The organism is Paraburkholderia franconis, from assembly GCF_009362735.1.
GTDB lineage: Bacteria > Pseudomonadota > Gammaproteobacteria > Burkholderiales > Burkholderiaceae > Paraburkholderia > Paraburkholderia franconis.
This window is the reverse complement of the sequence record NZ_WHNP01000034.1, coordinates 13,620-32,267: the sequence shown is the minus strand read 5'-3', so window position 1 is coordinate 32,267 and position 18,648 is coordinate 13,620. Positions and strand designations below refer to the sequence as shown.

At 63.2% G+C, this 18,648-nt stretch carries 19 protein-coding genes; 9 read left to right on the top strand and 10 right to left on the bottom strand.

Translation table 11 applies throughout. The features are described from left to right. Positions 1-25 precede the first annotated feature (25 nt). Entirely contained in the window at positions 26-781 is a 756-nt protein-coding gene (locus GCT13_RS29300; RefSeq protein WP_152764041.1) for a DeoR/GlpR family DNA-binding transcription regulator, read from the top strand. A gap of 18 nt (positions 782-799) precedes the next feature. Here GCT13_RS29300 and GCT13_RS29295 read toward each other — a convergent pair whose 3' ends face one another. Next, positions 800-1,207, bottom strand: coding sequence for an SRPBCC family protein (locus GCT13_RS29295; protein WP_152764039.1), 408 nt, complete (start codon positions 1,205-1,207; stop codon positions 800-802). A gap of 434 nt (positions 1,208-1,641) precedes the next feature. On the opposite strand from GCT13_RS29295, the gene GCT13_RS29290 reads away from it, so the two are divergent. After that, the gene (locus GCT13_RS29290) at positions 1,642-2,592 is read left to right on the top strand and encodes a peptidoglycan DD-metalloendopeptidase family protein (RefSeq protein ID WP_152764037.1); all 951 of its coding nucleotides are present in this window, start codon (positions 1,642-1,644) and stop codon (positions 2,590-2,592) included. Between the two features lie 95 nt (positions 2,593-2,687). Here GCT13_RS29290 and GCT13_RS29285 read toward each other — a convergent pair whose 3' ends face one another. Then, positions 2,688-3,506, bottom strand: a complete 819-nt coding sequence (locus GCT13_RS29285) for an alpha/beta fold hydrolase (RefSeq protein WP_152764035.1) — start codon at positions 3,504-3,506, stop codon at positions 2,688-2,690. Positions 3,507-3,567: 61 nt separating this feature from the next. Beyond that, the gene (locus tag GCT13_RS29280) at positions 3,568-3,966 is read right to left on the bottom strand and encodes a hypothetical protein (protein ID WP_152764033.1); all 399 of its coding nucleotides are present in this window, start codon (positions 3,964-3,966) and stop codon (positions 3,568-3,570) included. Between the two features lie 285 nt (positions 3,967-4,251). On the opposite strand from GCT13_RS29280, the gene GCT13_RS29275 reads away from it, so the two are divergent. Genes GCT13_RS29275 through GCT13_RS29265 form a run of 3 tightly spaced genes read left to right on the top strand, consistent with a single transcriptional unit; the run spans position 4,252 to position 8,237 of the window. After that, on the top strand, positions 4,252-4,707 hold the full coding sequence (locus tag GCT13_RS29275; protein WP_152764031.1) for a (2Fe-2S)-binding protein: 456 nt from the start codon (positions 4,252-4,254) through the stop codon (positions 4,705-4,707). Between the two features lies 1 nt (position 4,708). Continuing rightward, a complete protein-coding gene (locus GCT13_RS29270) occupies positions 4,709-6,955 on the top strand; it encodes a xanthine dehydrogenase family protein molybdopterin-binding subunit (RefSeq protein WP_152764029.1) in 2,247 nt (748 codons plus the stop codon). Positions 6,956-6,968: 13 nt separating this feature from the next. Further along, complete coding sequence (locus tag GCT13_RS29265; RefSeq protein WP_152764027.1) at positions 6,969-8,237, top strand: c-type cytochrome; 1,269 nt, start codon at positions 6,969-6,971, stop codon at positions 8,235-8,237. A gap of 60 nt (positions 8,238-8,297) precedes the next feature. Here GCT13_RS29265 and GCT13_RS29260 read toward each other — a convergent pair whose 3' ends face one another. The 3 genes from GCT13_RS29260 to GCT13_RS29250 all read right to left on the bottom strand — a co-directional run bounded on the left by GCT13_RS29260 (position 8,298) and on the right by GCT13_RS29250 (position 10,582). Next, the gene (locus GCT13_RS29260) at positions 8,298-8,954 is read right to left on the bottom strand and encodes an amino acid ABC transporter permease (protein WP_152764025.1); all 657 of its coding nucleotides are present in this window, start codon (positions 8,952-8,954) and stop codon (positions 8,298-8,300) included. Next, the gene (locus tag GCT13_RS29255) at positions 8,951-9,706 is read right to left on the bottom strand and encodes an amino acid ABC transporter permease (protein WP_152764023.1); all 756 of its coding nucleotides are present in this window, start codon (positions 9,704-9,706) and stop codon (positions 8,951-8,953) included. Before GCT13_RS29255 ends, GCT13_RS29260 begins: the two co-directional genes overlap by 4 nt. A 66-nt stretch (positions 9,707-9,772) precedes the next feature. Further along, the gene (locus tag GCT13_RS29250) at positions 9,773-10,582 is read right to left on the bottom strand and encodes a transporter substrate-binding domain-containing protein (RefSeq protein ID WP_152764021.1); all 810 of its coding nucleotides are present in this window, start codon (positions 10,580-10,582) and stop codon (positions 9,773-9,775) included. 274 nt (positions 10,583-10,856) lie between these two features. On the opposite strand from GCT13_RS29250, the gene GCT13_RS29245 reads away from it, so the two are divergent. Beyond that, positions 10,857-11,732, top strand: a complete 876-nt coding sequence (locus tag GCT13_RS29245; protein ID WP_152764019.1) for a LysR substrate-binding domain-containing protein — start codon at positions 10,857-10,859, stop codon at positions 11,730-11,732. Positions 11,733-11,800: 68 nt separating this feature from the next. On the opposite strand, the gene GCT13_RS29240 is transcribed toward GCT13_RS29245, so the two are convergent. After that, entirely contained in the window at positions 11,801-12,886 is a 1,086-nt protein-coding gene (locus tag GCT13_RS29240; protein ID WP_152764017.1) for a calcium:proton antiporter, read from the bottom strand. Between the two features lie 227 nt (positions 12,887-13,113). Continuing rightward, positions 13,114-13,470 carry a BON domain-containing protein gene (locus GCT13_RS29235; RefSeq protein WP_152764015.1) on the bottom strand — a complete coding sequence of 119 codons (357 nt, stop codon included), beginning with the start codon at positions 13,468-13,470 and terminating at the stop codon, positions 13,114-13,116. Between the two features lie 397 nt (positions 13,471-13,867). Here GCT13_RS29235 and GCT13_RS29230 point away from each other — a divergent pair, with 397 nt between their 5' ends. After that, positions 13,868-14,485, top strand: coding sequence for a DNA-3-methyladenine glycosylase (locus GCT13_RS29230; RefSeq protein ID WP_152764013.1), 618 nt, complete (start codon positions 13,868-13,870; stop codon positions 14,483-14,485). A 300-nt stretch (positions 14,486-14,785) separates the two neighbouring features. Further along, positions 14,786-15,115, top strand: coding sequence for a DUF4148 domain-containing protein (locus GCT13_RS29225; RefSeq protein ID WP_152764011.1), 330 nt, complete (start codon positions 14,786-14,788; stop codon positions 15,113-15,115). A gap of 302 nt (positions 15,116-15,417) precedes the next feature. Here GCT13_RS29225 and GCT13_RS29220 read toward each other — a convergent pair whose 3' ends face one another. Continuing rightward, positions 15,418-15,852 carry a CBS domain-containing protein gene (locus tag GCT13_RS29220; protein ID WP_090873685.1) on the bottom strand — a complete coding sequence of 145 codons (435 nt, stop codon included), beginning with the start codon at positions 15,850-15,852 and terminating at the stop codon, positions 15,418-15,420. Positions 15,853-16,236: 384 nt separating this feature from the next. On the opposite strand from GCT13_RS29220, the gene ribA reads away from it, so the two are divergent. Beyond that, positions 16,237-16,878, top strand: coding sequence for a GTP cyclohydrolase II (gene ribA / locus GCT13_RS29215; RefSeq protein WP_152764009.1), 642 nt, complete (start codon positions 16,237-16,239; stop codon positions 16,876-16,878). Positions 16,879-17,639: 761 nt separating this feature from the next. On the opposite strand, the gene GCT13_RS29210 is transcribed toward ribA, so the two are convergent. Then, positions 17,640-18,611, bottom strand: a complete 972-nt coding sequence (locus tag GCT13_RS29210) for an AraC family transcriptional regulator (protein WP_152764007.1) — start codon at positions 18,609-18,611, stop codon at positions 17,640-17,642. Positions 18,612-18,648 lie beyond the last annotated feature (37 nt).

The window sequence follows — 18,648 nt, the reverse complement described above, 5'->3', positions numbered from 1 at the left end:
GCGGACCGTTATTCAGGCAAACCCGATGCTGACCTCTCAACGCAAGAAACTGATCCTCGATGCGCTCAAGCGCGACGGCCAGGTGCTGGCGAAGCCCCTGAGCGAATCGTTCGGCGTATCGGAAGACACGGTGCGGCGCGATCTGCGCGAGCTTGCCGCCGAAGGCAAGTTGCAGCGCGTCCATGGCGGCGCGTTGCCGTCGTCACCGGCCGTGGCGGACCTCGCGAAGCGCCGGTCGATCGGCTCGGAGGCGAAGGCGGCGATCGGACGGGCCGCCGCGCAGATGATCGCACCGGGGCAGATTGCAATCGTCGATGGCGGCACGACGGCGATCCAGCTGGCCCGCCACCTCCCGATCGATCTGCGCGCGACGATCGTGACCCACAGCCCGAGCATAGCGGTCGAACTGGCGGAACACGAAGCGCTCGAAGTCGTGCTAATCGGCGGGCGGCTGTTCCGTCATTCGATGGTGACGGTGGGCGCGGCTGCCATCGAAGCGCTCAGCCACATTCGCGCCGATCTCTACTTCATGGGCGTGACGGGCGTTCACACCGAGGCGGGGCTCAGCACGGGCGATCTGGAGGAGGCGTACATCAAGCGCGCGCTTGCGGCGCACGCAGCGGAGACGGTCGTGCTGGCGTCGTCGGAGAAGCTGAACGCCGCGTCCGCCTACAAGATCGCGGACATCAATGCGGCCAGTACGATTGTCGTCGAGAAGGGCACGCCTCGCGAAGCGACCGCGCCCTTCGATGCGCTCGGCGTGACGATCGTGCGTGCATGAAGCGATGCGCGCCTTGCGCTAGCGCTTCTCGAGAAACCGCTTCAGCGCGGCGAGATCGCGCTCGACCCATTGCGCGTCGGCGGCAAATCGCGCGTCGCTCATGTCGGCCGCGCGCAGCAGCGTGAAGAGCACTTCGGCGCCGTCGCCGTTCGCGATGACGCGCATCGGCACGTAAATCTCGTCACCGTGTTCAGTCGTCACATAGTGATCGAGCACGCCATACGGATTGCGCGGCGTGAAGCGCACGGTGACGGGGTGGCCGTCGGCGCTTTCGAAGGTCCACTGCGAGCCTTCGCCGCGCAACGGCTTGCCGAGCCCCGATGCCCACTGCGCGAACGACAGCGGGTGCTCCATGAATGCGTAGACTTCGCGCCAATCGCGCGCGATCGACACGCTGATGGTTTTCGATTCGACAGGGCCAGTCATGCGTTCGTCTCCATAAAGGGCAACGGTGGGGTAACGGCGCGCGTCTCAAGTTTCGTGCGCGTCATGCCGATATGAGATTGAGCGGTCGTCATGACGCTTCGACGCCCGCGCGACGGGCGTCGCAGGGCGGGGCAAGCAAAAAAGCCGCCGTCAAACATTTCATTTGTATCAGAGTGTTCGGGCCGCCCGCTTTTCCGGCGCACGCAATCTACAATGCGGGATTCATTTTAGACGCTTAATCTGGCCCTTTTGACGGAAGATCGCATCACGTTTGACGCGGCTCCGGCAGGGCATCGGCTGATTCCGGCACAGCGCCGGAAGGTTGCAGCCGCATCAAGGCGGCATGCTGCGCCACCGTTCGCAAGTGTCGGTCGACACCTGCTGGGCAGGCAGAAGCGCGCATCCGGTCTTTAACGAACAATGCGGGAGAGCAGATGTCGATGAGTGGACTCGATAAGACGTGGGCCAGTTTCGCGAGCTTTGCCTTCGCCTTGATGCTGGGTGCCTGCGCGCACGTCGGCGAACAGAATGCGAATAACAATGACGCGGCCGCGAGCAACCAGACGGCCGCAAATTCAACGCCCGCGCAACCCGCGACGCAGATGGTCGCGCAACCCGTGCCGCCCGTCATGTACAAGGTGCGGCGCGGCGATTCGCTTGCCCGCATCGCGCGCAGCCATAACGTGACGGTCGCGCAGATCGTCGCGTGGAATCATCTGAAACCACACGCGCGCTTGCGGGCCGGTCAGTCACTGAAGGTGTCGTCGCCGGATGCCGTCAAAATGGTCGCGATGCCGGTGACATCTTCTTCGGCTTCAAACGGATCGACGTCGAGCGTGAATGCGAACGCCGGCAATGCGTCGGGCGCGACAGTCAGCAGCGCAACCGGCAGCGATTCGAATGACGCCGACGGCTCGAACAACGCACAGAGCACGACGGCTTCGGCCGCCGCGCCTGCGCCGAGCGCCGCCGAAGCGCGCGAAGTGAACGCCGAAGTGTCGCGTCACGCGAAGGGCGTGTCGCTGATCTGGCCGGCGCAGGGCAGCGTCGTCGAGGCTTTCCAGCCGGGCGAGACGCGCGGCATCGAAATCGGCGGCAAGCCGGGCGACCCGATCCGGGCCGCTGCGGACGGCAAGGTGATGTACGCGGGCACGGGGCTCAACGAGTACGGCAGCCTCATCATCGTCCAGCACAACAAGGACTTTCTGACGGCCTACGCGCACAATCGCAAACTGCTCGTGAAGACGGGCGACATCGTGCGCAAGGGGCAGCAGATCGCCGAGATGGGCAGCGAGAACAACTCGCGCGTCTCCGTGCTGTTCGAGCTGCGCCACGACGGCAAGCCAATCGATCCGATGCCTTTTCTGCCGCATCAACGGAGCTGATCGAGCCGTTTCAACGCGTGCACGGAATACCGGCCTGAAGGCAAGGCGCCGACGAACGAAGTTCGCCGGCGCCTCGCTACGTTTAGGCCCGTTGCTCAGCCGATCCAGCGCATCACGGCGGCGACGATCGCTTCGGGCGCGTCTTCCTGCATCAGATGTCCGGCGTTCGGCACGGCCTGAAAACGCGCGCCGGGCACGAGACTCGCCAGATGCCGCCCGCGCTCGATGGGAATCCATTGGTCGTCTTCGCCCCACAGAATCTGCGTGCGGCAGCGTATCCGCGGATAGCGCGCTTCGACTTCATCCGTATAGCGCTGATCCATCTGCGCGATCTGACGATAAAAGGCCGGCTGCCCGATGTCCCCGAGCCACGGCTCGACATAGGGAGCGAGACTCTCAGTGGAAATAGGCCTCGCGACCGCGCCGCGAATATACGCATCGACGATTGCCGCATGGATATACGCAGGCAGGCCAGCGAACGCCGCCGCGTGCTCGCGCACGTGCCTGACGAACGGCGAGCCCCAGGGCGCGACGGCAACCGGGTCGATCAGCGTCAGGCTTCGATATTCGCAGCCATCGATCAGATGCGCGCGCAGCGCTGTTGCGCCGCCGAAATCGTGCGCGACGACATCGGGCGCATCGAGCTTCCAATGCGCCAGCAGCGCGCCCAGCACGCCGTTCTGCACACCGAGCGAGACGTCCTGGCCTTCACGCATTTCGGACTGTCCATAGCCGGGCAGATCGTAGACATACACTTTGCGTTCATGCGCGAGATGCGGCGCGATCCGGTGCCATACCCATGATGAAAACGGCGTGCCGTGAATCAGAACGATCGGCGGACCATCGCCGAAGGTCCGATAGCGCACGGCCTGATCGCGGTATGTGAATGTCTGATCGAGCGTCCATTGCTTCATCGGTGTTGAACTCCGTTTCGCGAACCGCGCGAGCGCGATCTGTTTCGATGGATAACGATGGTCACGCCCCTTCGACCGACTTCAGGATCGGCGCGACCTGTCCATGTGCATGAAGTATTTCGGGGCTGTTCTGCAAGATCTGCCGATAGCGCGGCAGAAACAGATTGCCCGGCACGTCATCGGAGAAAAGGCCCACTGTCGACTCCACGGCTGCGGTGCGTTCAGCGGAAGTCGCTTCGTCGTTGTCGAGAGTCTCGTCGACATTGGCGATCACCGTCGATAGCGGCGTTAGCCAGCGAAAGCCCGAGCCGTTGATCAACACCTGCAGGAACGCAGCGGGCGTGACAGGCCCGAACTCCTTTTCATACAACGCGCGCTCGTGATCGAGTATCGCTTTGTGCAGCACGAGCAGCGGCTTGCGAATGTCCCCAAGAAACTGAATGGCGCGTTGGTCGTTCATCGTTCGACTCCAGGCAGATAGCGTGCACGGCTATTACACGCGACATCGAACACCGGTGCAATCGGTATCGAGCGATAGCCTCGGCGGGCAGTCCGCACGCACGTTTTTTAACGTGCCACTACAATCGATTGACCTCAGTTTTTGATTGCATGCGCAATGGGTCGATGCACGCTGTGTGCATCCATGCGCGTTGCACGATTAGCGCGCCATGCGTGACAAAGTGCGGGGATCGATTGCATTTTGTCAGGCGTCGGCGGATAAACGGCACCCACTTACGGAATGGACATGACAACGCTGAACATCAACGGCCAGTCTCATACCATCGACGCGCCGCACGACATGCCCGTGCTCTGGGTGCTGCGCGACATCATCGGTCTCACGGGAACGAAGTTCGGCTGCGGCATTGCGCAGTGCGGCGCGTGCACCGTGCATCTGGACGGCGTGGCCGTGCGTTCCTGTGTGCTGCCCATTGCGGCTGTTGGCGAGAAGAAGATCACGACGATCGAAGCCGTCGGCGATACGCCTGCGGGCAAGAAAGTTCAGGCGGCATGGCGGCACCTCGACGTCGTGCAATGCGGCTACTGCCAGTCGGGCCAGGTGATGCAGGCAGCGTCGCTGCTTGCGCAGAACCCGACTCCGAGCGACGCCGACATCGACGCGGCGATGGCGGGCAACATCTGCCGCTGCGGCACGTACAACCGGATTCGCGCGGCCGTGAAGCGGGCCGCGAAGGAGGCGTGACATGTCGCAAGGATTGCTCGATGCTCAAAACGGCAAGCCGCGCGACGACGACCATTCGCCCGTCACGCGCCGCGCGTTTCTGAAGTTCAGTGCGAGCGTCGCCGCGATGGCGGGCGGCGGTTTGCTGCTCGGCTTCAGCGTGCCCGCGCAAAGTCAGGGCGGCCAAGGCGACGCACGCAAGACGGTGATCGGCGGCGATGGCGTCGAGACGCCGCAAAATGGCGTGCTCGCGCCAAACGCCTTTGTGCAGATCGACACGGCGGGCAAGGTCACGCTGATCGTCCCGAAGGTCGAAATGGGACAGGGCGTGTACACGTCGATTCCAATGCTGATCGCGGAAGAACTCGAAGTGCCGCTCGACAGCGTGACGATCGACCATGCGCCGCCCAACGAAAAACTCTTCACCGATCCGCTGCTCGGCGGCCAGCTGACGGGCGGCTCGACGTCGATCCGCTATGCGTGGGAGCCGATGCGCCGCGCGGGTGCGACGACGCGCGTGCTGCTGATCAACGCCGCCGCACAGCAGTGGCAGGTGGACCCGGCGTCGTGTCATGCGGAGAACGGCCAGGTGGTTCACGCGGAGAGCAAGCGCAGCATCGGCTATGGGCAACTCGCCGATGTCGCCGCGAAGCTGCCCGTGCCGCAGAACGTGACGCTGAAAGACCCGAAGGACTTCAAGCTGATCGGCACGCAGGCAAAGCGTCTCGACTCGCCGGAAAAAGTGGACGGCAGCGCGATGTTCGGTCTCGACGTGCGTCTCCCCGACATGGTCTATGCGGCCATCGTCAACTGCCCCGTGTTCGGCGGGACGCTCGCGAGCGTCGACGATACGGCCGCGAAGAAGATTCCCGGTGTGCGTCAGATCATGAAGATCGACAATGGCGTCGCCGTGATCGGCGCTCACACGTGGGCCGCGAAACGCGGCGCGGCGGCGTTGAAGATCACATGGAACGAAGGCGCGGGCGCGTCGGTATCGACGCAGACGATCGTCGACGATCTCGTGAAAGCGTCGCAGCGCGAAGGCGCCGTCGCGCGCAAGGAGGGCGACGTGAACAACGCGTTCTCGCAGGCGAAGACGCGCGTCGATGCCGTGTATCAGCAGCCGTTTCTCGCGCACGCGACGATGGAGCCGATCAACTGCACGGTCCATGTGAAGCCAGACGGCTGCGATATCTGGGTCGGTACGCAGGTGCCGACGCGGGCGCGGGATGCGGGCGCCAAAGTGACAGGGCTGCCGCCGGAAAAAATTGTCGTGCACAACCATCTGCTCGGCGGCGGCTTCGGCCGGCGGCTCGAAGCCGACATGGTCACGCAGGCGGTGAAAGTCGGCAAGCAACTGAATGTGCCCGTTAAGGTGACGTGGACGCGCGAAGAGGACATCCAGCACGACATGTATCGCCCGTACTACTACGACAGGATTTCGGCCGGGCTCGACGCGAACGGCAAGCCGATCGCGTGGCAGCATCGGATCGTCGGCTCATCGATTCTCGCGCGCTTCGCGCCGCCCGCCGTGAAGAACGGCGTCGATCCCGATGCCGTCGAGGTGGCGGCCGACCTGCCGTACGACCTGCCGAACCAGCTCGTCGACTACGTGCGCCAGGAGCCGCGCGACATACCTACGGCCTTCTGGCGCGGCGTGGGGCCGACGCGGGGCACGTGGGTCGTCGAGAGCTTCATCGACGAACTCGCGGCGCAAGCGAAGGTGGACCCCGTCAAGTACCGGCGCGATCTGCTCGGCAAGTCGCCGCGCGCGCTGAATGTGCTGAACGTCGCGACCCAGGCGGCCGGCTATGGCGGCGCGCTGCCGAAGGGTCAGGGGCGCGGCGTATCGGTGATGCATGCGTTCGGCAGCTATCTGTCGATGGTCGCCGATGTGACCGTCGATCAGGGCGAGGTCAAGGTGAATCGCGTGGTGTGCGCGGTCGATTGCGGGATGGTCGTCAATCCGAACACCGTCGAAGCGCAGATTCAGGGCGGCGTGATCTTCGCGATCACAGCGACGCTCTATAGCGAGATCACGCTCGACCGCGGCCGCGTGCAGCAGAGCAATTTCACCGACTACCGGATGCTGCGCATCAACGAAACGCCGCCGATCGACGTGCATATCGTGAAGAGCGGCGAGGCGCCGGGCGGCATCGGCGAGCCGGGGACGGCCGCCGTGATTCCCGCGATCGCCAATGCGATCTATGCGGCGACGGGCAAGCGGCTGCGGCAGTTGCCCGTCGGCAATCAGTTGATGAGTGCGTGAACGGAGGCCTGCGATGAACACGACATGGAAGGCATTCGTTACAGCAGCCGTGCTTGCGCTGCCTGCCATCACCCACGCTGCCGACGACGCTCTCGTCAAACGCGGCGAATATCTGGCGAAGGCGGGCGATTGCATCGCGTGCCACTCGGCGCCGCACGGCAAGCCGTTCGCGGGCGGCCTGCAGATGACGACGCCGATGGGCGCGATCTACTCGACCAACATCACGCCCGACCCGGACACAGGCATCGGCCGCTACAGCGAGGACGATTTCAGGCACGCGATGCGCGAGGGCGTCGCGAAGGACGGCCACAACCTGTATCCGGCGATGCCATATCCGTCGTACGCGAAGGTCAACGACGACGACATGCATGCGCTCTACGCGTACTTCATGAACGGTGTCGCCCCCGTGAAGCAGGCGAATCGCGAGTCCGATATCAAGTGGCCGCTCAACATGCGCTGGCCGCTGAAACTCTGGAACCTGGTCTTTCTCGACAACGGCGTGTATCAGAACAAGCCGGACAAGGACGTTGCGTGGAATCGCGGCGCGTATCTGATCCAGGGCCTCGGGCATTGCGGCTCGTGTCACACGCCGCGTGGCATCGCGTTCGAGGAGAAGGCGCTCGACGAAAGCAGCAACGCGTATCTGACGGGCGGCGTGCTCGAGAACTGGTTCGCATCGAATCTGACGGGCGAGCACAACACGGGTCTCGGCCGCTGGTCCGACGCGGACGTCGCTCAGTTCCTGAAGACGGGCGCGAGTCGGCATGCGTCCGCATTCGGCGCGATGACGAGCGTGATCAACAACAGCACGCAAGCCATGACAGATGCCGATGTCGCCGCGATGGCGCGCTATCTGAAGTCGTTGCCTGCGGCGGGCGGCTCGGGCGGTCCCGCGTACGCATACGATGCGAAGGCGACGAAAGTGTCGCTGACGCGGCCGGCCAATGATGCGGGCGCGCGCGTCTATACGGCGTACTGCATGCACTGTCATGGCGTCGATGGACGCGCGTTCGCGCCGATGCTCGCGCCGCTCGCCGGCAACCCGAACGTGCTGGAAAAGGACGCGACATCGCTGATCAACGTGACGCTGAACGGCACGGAAGACCTCGTGATCGGCGGTATTCCCGCGCCGTATCCGATGCCGAAGTACGCGAGCGTGCTGAACGATCAGCAGATCGCCGATGTGCTCACGTTCGTTCGCGCGGGCTGGAATAACGGTGCGCCTGCTGTCGGCGCGGCCGACGTCGCGAAGTTGAGGAAGGCGACTCAGGCTGCACGATAAGCGTTTTGTGGGCGAAGGCGCTCGCATTTTCAATGCAGGCACCTTCGCAACGAAAGAACGTCACCGATGCTGCCCGACCTTCTGCTTGCGCTCAAGCACCCGCGCATACCACGTCAACGGAAAGCACATCGCGAAGTACAGCAGCGCGACCATTCCATAGATCGGAAACGGCCGGAACGCCGCATTGGTGATCATCGTGCCCGTCTTCGTGAGTTCGATGAAGCCGATGATCGACGTGAGCGCCGTGCTCTTGACCACTTGCACGAGAAACCCGACCGTCGGCGCGACGGCGATCTTCAGCGCCTGCGGCCACACGATATAGCGCAGCTGCTGGCCGAACGTCATGCCGAGGCTTGCGCCCGCGGCCCATTGTCCGCGCGGCACCGCTTCGACGCAGCCGCGCCAGATGTCCGCGAGATACGCGCTCGTGTATAGCGTCAGCGTGACGGTCGCGGCGACCCACGGCGATACGTCGACGCCGAGCAAAGGCAAGCCGAAGAACGCGAGAAAGAGCTGCATCAGCAACGGCGTGCCCTGGAACAGCTCGACATACAGCACGACGACGCGCCTCAGCCACGACAACGGCGACACGCGCATCGCGAGCAGCAACAGCCCGACGATGCCGCCGCCGACGAACGCGATCAGCGACAGCAGCACCGTCCAGCGCGCGGCGAGCAGCAGATTGCGCGCGATGTCCCACAGCGTGAATTCGATCATGACGGCCGCTCCGTCGACGGCGCCGGACGCGCGCCGCGCCATCCGAGGAGGTTGCGAAAGAGGCCGCGCGGCGCATCCGTGGAGCGGGCCGCGCGCCCTGCGAAGAGCCCCTTGCCGAGCCGGTTCAGCAGTCGACGCAAGACGATCGACAGCACCAGATACGTCGCGGTGATGATCAGGTACGCCTCGAACGAGCGGAAGTTGCGCGACTGGATGTAGTTCGCCGCGTAGGTCAGATCGGGCACCGAGATCTGCGACACCACGGCCGAGCCGAGCATCACGATCAGCACCTGGCTCAGCAACGCGGGGAACACGTTGGCGACCGCCTGCGGCAGCACGACATGGCGAAACACCTGGCGCTTCTCCAGGCCGAGCGCCTGCGCGGCCTGAACCTGTCCGTGCGGAATCGACTCGATGCCGGCGCGCACGATTTCGATTGCGTACGCACCAAGATTGACCGTCATCGCGAGAATCGCGGCCTCGATCTCATCGATGTGGATGCCGAGGCTCGGCAGCCCGAAGAACACGAAGAAGAGCTGCACGAGAAACGGCGTGTTGCGGATCAGCTCGACATACGTGGCGATCAGCGCGCGCGCCCATTTCGGACCGGACGCGGCAGCCGCCGCGCCCCCAATGCCGACGACGCCGCCCAGCACGGTCGAGACGGCCGTGAGCCCGAGCGTCACGCCGACGCCACGCACGAGCATGCCCGCGTACATGTCGAAGCTGCTGAAATCGAACGAGTAACTCATCGTATGCGGCTCATCGTGGCATCGGCGATCAAGAGGACTTCAATGCAAGGACTTCAACGCAAGGACTCAGAGATTCTCCGGCAGCGGCGCGCGCAGCCACTTCTGCGAGATCGCGTTCATCGTGCCGTCCTTGCGGGCGCGCGCGATGGTTTCGTCGACTTTCTTCAGCAGGCGCGGCTCGTTCTTGTTCAAGCCGACGTGATCGGGCGAACTGAACAGCGAGAACTTCTGCTCGGGATCGTTGGCGGGATGGCGCGCGAGTATCGTCGCGCCCACATCGTTGCCTACGACCATCAACTGTACCTGACCAGAAAGAAATGCAGAAATAGCGCCGTTCGGATCGTCGAAGCGCTTGATGTTCGCCGACGGCGGCGCGATCTTCGTCACGCTCAGGTCCTCCAGCGTGCCGCGCGCAACCGAAATGCTCTTGCCCGCGAGATCGCCTGCGTCCTTCACCTTCACCGTCTTCGGGCCGAACACGGCGAGGTAGTAAGGCGCGTAGGGCTGCGAGAAGTCGATCACCTTCTCGCGCTCGGGCGTCTGGCCGACGGACAGCAGCATGTCCGCCTTGTGGTCGGCGAGATACGCCATGCGGTTGTCGCCCGTCACGGGCACCAGCTCCACCTTCACGCCGAGCGACTTGCCGATCAGATTCGCGACGTCGATGTCATAGCCTTGCGGCTTCATGTCGGGGCCGATCGAGCCGAACGGCGGATAATCCTCGAACACGCCGACGCGCACGATGCCCGCCTTCGTGATCGTGTCGAGGGCATCCGCATGCGCGAGCGGGGCGAACGCGGACAACGCGGCGCCCGTCAAGGCAAAGGCCGCGAACGCGTGGGAGAAGCGGCGGCGGTAGAGGGCGGCGAAGGTCATCGGTGCATCCTTTCGTTGAAGGTTGGGGCTGCGGGGACTACGGGTGAGGGTCACTCTAGGTTTGCCAAAATCCGCAAACAATCGAAATCTGCGCATGGACGCCATGACGTGCGCTCATGCCGTACGGGTTGTCCCGAAGCCGCTGCCGCATGAGCGCCGCGCATGACGAACGGTGCCCGGAGAATTTTGGATCGCGTATGCTTGGGAATGGTCGGCCGCGTGCTTCGAGTCGAAGCGTCACGCCCGATGATTTTTACTGATGCGATCCACGCCCATGCGACGACTTCCGCCCCTGAACGCCTTGCAGATCTTCGAGACAGTGGCGCGCCATCGCAGCTTCACGCGCGCAGCCGAGCATCTGTGTCTCACGCAGGGCGCCGTGAGCCGCCAGATTCTCGCGCTCGAGGACTACTACCGGTTCCCGCTCTTCAAGCGCCACGCGAAAGGCCTCACGCTGACGGCGGAAGGCGAACTGCTGCTGCCCGCCGTCAAAGAGAGCTTTGCGCGCATCGAAGAAATATCGCTGCGGCTCACGCGCCAGCGCACCGATCTCGCGCTGAAAGTGCCGACCTGCGTGATGCGCTGGATGCTGCCCAAGATCATGCAGTTCCAGGCCGAGTATCCCGATCTTCACGTGCAGATCACGACGACGTGGCAGCACGATGTCGACTTCCAGGTCGAGCCGTTCGATGCCGCGATCGTCTATGGCACGTCGGCGGGCGCCGATGTGCAGTCGGTGCCGCTCTTCGAAGAGCGGCTGACGCCCGTATGCGCGCCGCAGCTGTTGCAGGACAAGCCGCTTGCGAGCGCCGCCGATCTCGCGCGCCACACGCTGCTGCATCCGACGCGCGATCATCGCGACTGGAAAACGTGGCTCGAATACGTGGACGCGCGCGATGTCGACGCGGATCACGGCCCGAGCTTCGATACGCTCGATCTCGCCACCAACGCCGCGCTGCAAGGCTTCGGCGTCGCAATCAGTGACCTCGCGCTGATCGAAGAAGACGTGGCCGCGCAGCGTCTCGTGCGTCCGTTCGATGCGGTGCTCACGACGGGCGCGCGCTACTACCTCGTGTATCCCGACAGCGTCGCGCATCAGCAGAAGGTCAATCTTTTTCGCGACTGGATCGACCGGCACTGGGCGGGTTGAGCGGCGGCCTGCTTACATTGCATTGACGTTGCGAACGCAAGACGCTCAGTCCGCGAAGATCGAATGCGTCAGGGCACGAAAGACAGAAACAGATAGGCGGCCAGCAGCGACAGGTGCACGGCTCCCTGAAGGATCGTCGTGCGCCCCGTGCCGAGCGTGAGCGTGCTGATCAGAAGCGTCAGCGCGAGCAGCACGGTGTCCCTGCCCGTGATGCCGAGCGTGAGCGGACGGTCCATCCATATGAACACCAGCGCGACGGTCGGAATCGTCAGCCCGATGCTCGCGAGCGCCGAGCCGAGCGCGAGATTCAGGCTCGTCTGCAAACGGTTGGCCCGTGCCGCGCGCACGGCGGCAAGCCCTTCGGGCAGCAGCACGAGCGCCGCGATCACGATGCCGACCACGGCGATGGGCGCGCCCGCTTCGAGCACCGCGCGCTCGACGACGGGCGACAGCACTTTCGCGAGCAGCACGACGGCGACGAGGCACACCATCAGCAATACGCTGCTCGTCAGCGCAATGCGCGCGCTGGGTGGCGCGGCGTGCGCGCTTTCGTCGTCGGCTGCGTCGGCGAGAAAGTAGTCGCGGTGGCGCACTGTCTGCACGAACACGAAGACGCCGTACAGCACCAGCGAAGACACGCCCGCGAACGCAAGCTGTGAGGCGGTGAGCGCGGGTCCGAGCGTGACGCTGATGTAGTTGGGCATCACGAGCGACAGCCCCGACAACGACGTGAGCACGGCCAGCGCCGCGCTTGCGCCGCGAATCTGGAAGCCCTGCTCGCCATGGCGCAGTCCGCCGAACAGCAGGCAGACGCCGACGATGCCGTTGCATACGAGCATCACGGCGGCGAACACGGTATCGCGCGCGAGTTCCGCTTTCTCCGGGCCGGCCGACAGCATCACCGACACGATCAGCGCGACCTCGATCACCGTCACGGCGACGGCGAGCACGAGCGTGCCGAACGGCTCGCCGATGCGATGCGCGACCACTTCCGCATGATGCACGCCGGCGAATACCGAGCACCCGAGCGCGATGGCCGCGAGCGTCACCAGCAGCCCGTTGCCGGGCAGCGCATAGGCGCCGCCGAGCACGACCCACGCGAGCAGAGGGGCCGCGATCGTCCAGCGGGGCAGTACGGGCGAGGTCGATGCCATGTGCGTTTCAGTCCGTTTATCGTTGTTCGGATGACCCGGGCGCGGATGCGCAGCCTCACGAGTCGCGCGTCCATGAAATTAAAGCAGGTCGGATCGCCGCGTGTATGACAGGTCAGGTCAAGACGCGCATCGCGCAAAGAAAAACACCGCTCCTCGCGGCGAAGAGCGGTGTGTCGTGCATGATCCGGGCGCCCGCGTCGCGAGCCCCGGAGGCTTTGGCGTGGAACTTATTGCCCGACGGGGCGGATCGTCAGCGCGTTCTTCACCGATGTCACGCCTGCCACGTTTTGCGCGACCTGCGTGGCTTTGTCGACTTGCGGCTGCTCCGGTACCGAGCCCTGCAGCGTCACCGCGCCGCTCTTCGCGCGGACCGTGATGTTGGAGACACTGATGTCCTTGCTCTTCGACAGCGCGGCGCGCACCTTCTTCGCCAGCGCGCGGTCAGCCGATTTCGCTGCCTTCGCGGTCTGTTTCGCACTGGGCTGGTTGGTCATGTCGACATCGCTTGCCTGAGCATAGGCGTTGATCGACGCCAGAACCACGAGCGCGCCACCTACCAACTTGATTGCCTGAATCGCCTTCATACACTTTCTCCTGTTGTCATGATTTGCGACGGTGTCGCGCGTGAACGGACCCGGCAAACGGGCCGTCATACGTGATACGACTGCACTACCACTTCGGTACTTCGCGATGAAAACGGCTGGAAAGATGCTGCTGGTTGGATAGGCATCGGGTGGCTTGCCGATCTGGAGGGCAGGCCGGAACACCGATGCGGCTAGCCGGACAGTAACGATACCTCAATTGGTTCCATGGTGAAGACATGGGGTCGTCAGGATGAGGCATCGGTACAACGGATGGGCGCCGGATCGACGTCATTCGTGCCGGATTGCGTGCATCGTGCATGGATACGGGCGACGCGTCATCATGCTGCAAACTGTTTGGCGCACGCCGCCGACCCGTTTGCCGCCGACGAATCACCGTATGGTCACGACAACACTTCCTATCGTTCCTCTACGTCGCAACGATCTACCCGTCGATACGGTTGACCTTGCGCGCTTCATGCTGGGTAAATACCTGGTCCACGATCTGCGCGAAGGGCGCGTGGCGGGGCGCATCGTCGAGACGGAGGCGTATCCCGTCGGCGATTCGACCAATCACGCGTGGCCGGGGCGGCGCGCGTACAACGGCTCGATGTTCCTCGAGCGCGGGCATGCGTATGTGCGGCTCACCTACGGCATCTACAACGTGATCAACGTGGTCAGCGAGCGCGAAGGGACGGGGGCCGCCGTGCTGATCCGCGCGCTGGAGCCTGTCGAAGGCATCGAATGGATGCAGGCACGCCGGCCGGATGCAAAGCCGCGCGATCTTGCGCGCGGGCCTGGCCGGCTCGCGCTCGCGCTTGGCATCGATCTGGGCTTTGACGGCGCCGACCTCTGCACGGGGCGCGGCTTGTGGCTCGGTGCGATCGACGGAAAGCCCGCGCCGTTTGCGGTGACGACGCGCATCGGCATCGCGCGCGAGACGCATCGTCTGTTGCGCTTCTACGAGCCGGGCAGTCCGTTCGTCAGCGGTCCGCGCAAGCTGCTGTCAGCGGGATGACGCGCACGGCGCGGGGCCGAGCTTCGCGCAAACCGTCGATGTCCCATAGGCCTTGATATGTGGCAGTCGTCACGCTTGCCGCACTTCTGGGCAAGTCCTGATGCGGCCCGTCATTATTGCGGCACTCCGTCCCTTGAATCGACAGGCGGCTCGCATGGCCGCAGAACTTTTGCACTCAGCGCAATTAAGTATCTCCGATATAGGGGTTTTCCCTCGGTGCACCGGTGGCTACACTGAACTCACTTGCTTCACACACGGTGTGTGAAGCGGCTGATAAAACAATCATTGGAGGTAGTTACCATGAAATCGCTGATCAAGGCTGTCGCCATTGCTGCTGTTCTCGCTGCTCCCGTCGTTTCGTTCGCGCAGTCGAGCCAACCCGTCACCCGTGCGCAGGTTCGCTCGGAACTGATCCAGCTGGAAAAGGCAGGGTATAACCCCTCAACGGCTTCCGATCCGACCTATCCGGCCGACATCCAGGCCGCCGAAGCACGCGTCCAGGCCCAGAACGGCGCTGTTGCGCAAGCGCCTGTCGCCGATACGGGTTACGGCCCGGCGACCAACGGTTCGTCGCAATCGGGCGCTGCAAAGCGGCTGAGCCCGACGCAAAACGTCTACTTCGGCAATTAATCGTCGTTCAGGGGCCGCGAAGTGTGCGGCCCTGCATGCGTGCTTTCGAAGAACAATGAAGCGCGCATGACAAACATCGTTACGGCGTCGCGGCGCGGGCTTCAGAAACCCGGGGCCGCGTCGCTGTCGACGAAACCTTGAACCTCCGCCGCCGCAAGGTGGCTTTGCCCAACCTCGCGGATTGGGCTTTTTTTGTTGGCGCGAGCGAACGGACTGACGGGCGGCGCATTGCGCGCGTCAAGTCAAATGCGGCTGTCGCGACGACGAAACGCAAGGTGCGACAGCGCAGGGCGAAGGCGCTTCTACGCGCCGTGAATGTAGTGCTCCAGCTGCTGAATCGTGAACTGCTGCTCGGCGATGATGTTCTTCACGAGGTCGCCGATCGACACCATGCCGATCAGCTTGTCGCCTTCCATCACGGGGAGGTGCCGCATGCGGCGCTCGGTCATCAGCGCCATGCATTGGTCGGTGGTCTGCTCGAGCGTCACGAAGCGCACGGCGCTGCTCATGATGTCGCGTACGGCCGTCGTCTTCGACGAGCGGTCCATCAGTACGATCTTGCGCGCGTAGTCGCGTTCGGTGACGATCCCCGCGATCGACCCGTTCTCCTTGACGATCAATGCACCGATCTGTTTTTCAGCCATCAGCTTGATGGCGTTGTAGACGGAATCGGATGCCTCGACGGTGTAGACGTCTTGATTCGGCTTCGATTTGAGTACTTGTGCAACGCTAGTCATGGAGCGGCTCCGTTTGCAGTGCAGCACGCCCGGCCGCGGCGCGCTGGGGTGAAGGAGAGGCACGTCAAGCGCAGATCAAGCGCAGATCAAGTATAGGCGTCGACAGCGGCTGCGGCGACGCTCGCTTCGCCTGGTTTCGTGGGGCCGGCACGCATGTCATGCGAACGGCAACGCGATGGATGGCTGCGTTCGTTCGTTCCGTTTCATGCAATGGCGGATGCGCCGCAGCGCCCGCGCGCAGCATCGCGAAGCGCGCGACAGGTAGAATTCACCGTTTAGCGGTAAACTCCGCTCTGTACTTTGTTCGCCGGTTTCTTTTTCACTCCGGTCTTCATCCCCGTTAGTTCACGGGTTCATGTCCGCAATACCGCTAACGCCATGCCCATGTCTCACGAGCCGTCGCAAGCAGACGGCGCACCTACCGGCGAATGCGTCGCGCTCGACGCGACGGCCACGCTTCCAACCCGCTACGGCATCTTCACGTCCTATGTGTTTCGTGTGAACGACACGGGCGCAGAACACGTCGCGCTCGTGATGGGCGATGTCGCGAACAAACAGTCGGTGCTCACGCGCCTGCATTCGGAATGTCTGACGGGCGACGTGCTCGGCTCGTATCGCTGCGACTGCGGCGAACAACTGGATCTCGCGCTGCGCTATATCGCAGCCGAAGGTTGCGGCGTGCTGCTCTATCTGCGCGGACATGAAGGACGCGGCATCGGGCTGTCGAACAAGATCCGCGCGTATGCATTGCAGGAGCAGGGCCGCGATACCGTCGAGGCCAATCTCGACCTCGGCCTGCCCGAAGACTCGCGCGAGTACGATTCGGCGGCCGCCATTCTGCGGCTGCTGAAGGTGACGTCCGTGCGCCTGATGAGCAACAACCCGAAGAAGTTCGACACGCTGTCGAAGCACGGCATTCCCGTCTGCGAGCGGGTTGCACTGGCGATTCCGATGCGCGAAGAGAACGAGCGCTATATCCGCACGAAACAGGTCAAGTTTGGGCACTATTTCGAAGAAAACGAATAGCTTAGGATTGCATAGGGGTGTGCCCATTCGAATTCGGTCGGTGCGTCTAAATGGCTGATATATAAGGATTTTTTGTTGTGCGCCCGACATGAATGTGGGAGCTATTTTCCCATTGTTTAAAGTAGTGAACGAATGAAAAAGCGTAATGCCCAGTTCGTGAAAGGCGGTTAAGACTCCGGATTGCAACCATTTAATGCACTGATTTTAAATTGATTTATCCATCGGCTATGAACGCCTGTTAATGAGTTGCGCTGACCTTCCGCTATCTGGGCAGGGTGCGCTGGCGTAGGTTTTTTCCCCGTTTCGAGAGAACCTACGCCGTTTGCGTTTTTCCCAAAAAGAACCTGCGCCGAGGATCGACATTGCCGCATCGCCATGACGCCACCGGTCACCGGCTTGCGAGAGTGATCTGATCGCCACGCTCCTGGGTATAGACCAGTTCAATAAATTCGCATCGCGCCTCGGGTTGGCCGTAACCAACCTTTTTAGTGGCGAACAATTGTCTGAAATCTGTCTGCTTGCGGTCATCCGGATGACGTGAACGACGGGCCAATGGTTATGACCATCGCCGACGACCCTCACACTGCCGCGCTGATGACTGCTGGCCGATGCCGATAGTGCGAGTGAGAACCACGGCTCCCCTTCGACGACGGATCGAATGCGTGCCAGTAACCGTCCTTCACGACGACGTTGTGGGCGCCGCCTCATACATTCGTGGATGTCCGATCGCTGATCTACGATCAAACCGGATCGCGCCAAATTCAGTGCGACGAGACATAAGCCGTATCGGCGAATACCGCCGGGATCGCGAAGCTCTCGCGCATGCGCTTAGCCTCTGCGGCCGGCGTCAAGCCAAACAGACGCCTGAATTCCCTGCTGAACTGGGACGGGCTCGCGTAACCCACAGCGTGTCCCGCCGCCTCCGCGGTCAGCGCCTTGCGCACCATTAACAGGCGAGCCTGATGAAGGCGCGTCGACTTCACGTATTGCATCGGCGACACCTGCGTAATTGCCTTGAAGTGGCTGTGGAAACTCGGAATGCTCATACCCGCTTCATCGGCCAGTTGCCTTACGTCGAGGGGCTGCGCATAGCTTGCATGAATCAGCCGCAGTGAGCGGCCTATCTGGCCGAACTGTCCTCGCATCGCCAATGCCTCACGCAACGAGCTTCCCTGGGCTCCCGTGAGCACCCGGAAATACAGTTCACGCAGCAGCCCGGCGCCCAACACGGCAGCTTCGAGCGGCCGATGCATCGCCTCCAGGAAGCGCAGCACGGACGCTTGCATCGCCTCATCCATCGGCGTCGACATCATGCTCCGAGGTGCTGGTGTGCGCGCCTCCGCGTCTTCGCGGTCGATCCGCTCCGCAAGTTCGGCGGCCAATGTGAAATCGAGGTGCAGATACAGCGCGAGCAGTGGGCGCTCCGCGGTTGCGTCGGTCTCCATGCTGAACGGCACGGGCACCGACACGGCCAGGTAGTGACGCTCGTCGTACAGGTAGAGCTGGTCGCCGAAATAACCGCGCTTGCGGCCCTGGCAGACGATCACGATCCCGGGGTCGTACAGAACGGGGGCGCGCGATAGCGCACGGTTCGACCGCAAGATGCGGACGCTGGGCAGTGCCGTCAGGTTGTAGCCCTCGTCGGGCGCCAACGCGTGTAGCAGGGCAACCATGCGTTTCTGGCTTCGAGAGGATAGAGCTGGATGCTGGGTCGAAGCGCGTATCGTGTTCATAGTTTTATGCAAGAAAATCAGCGGAACTCGGCTTAAT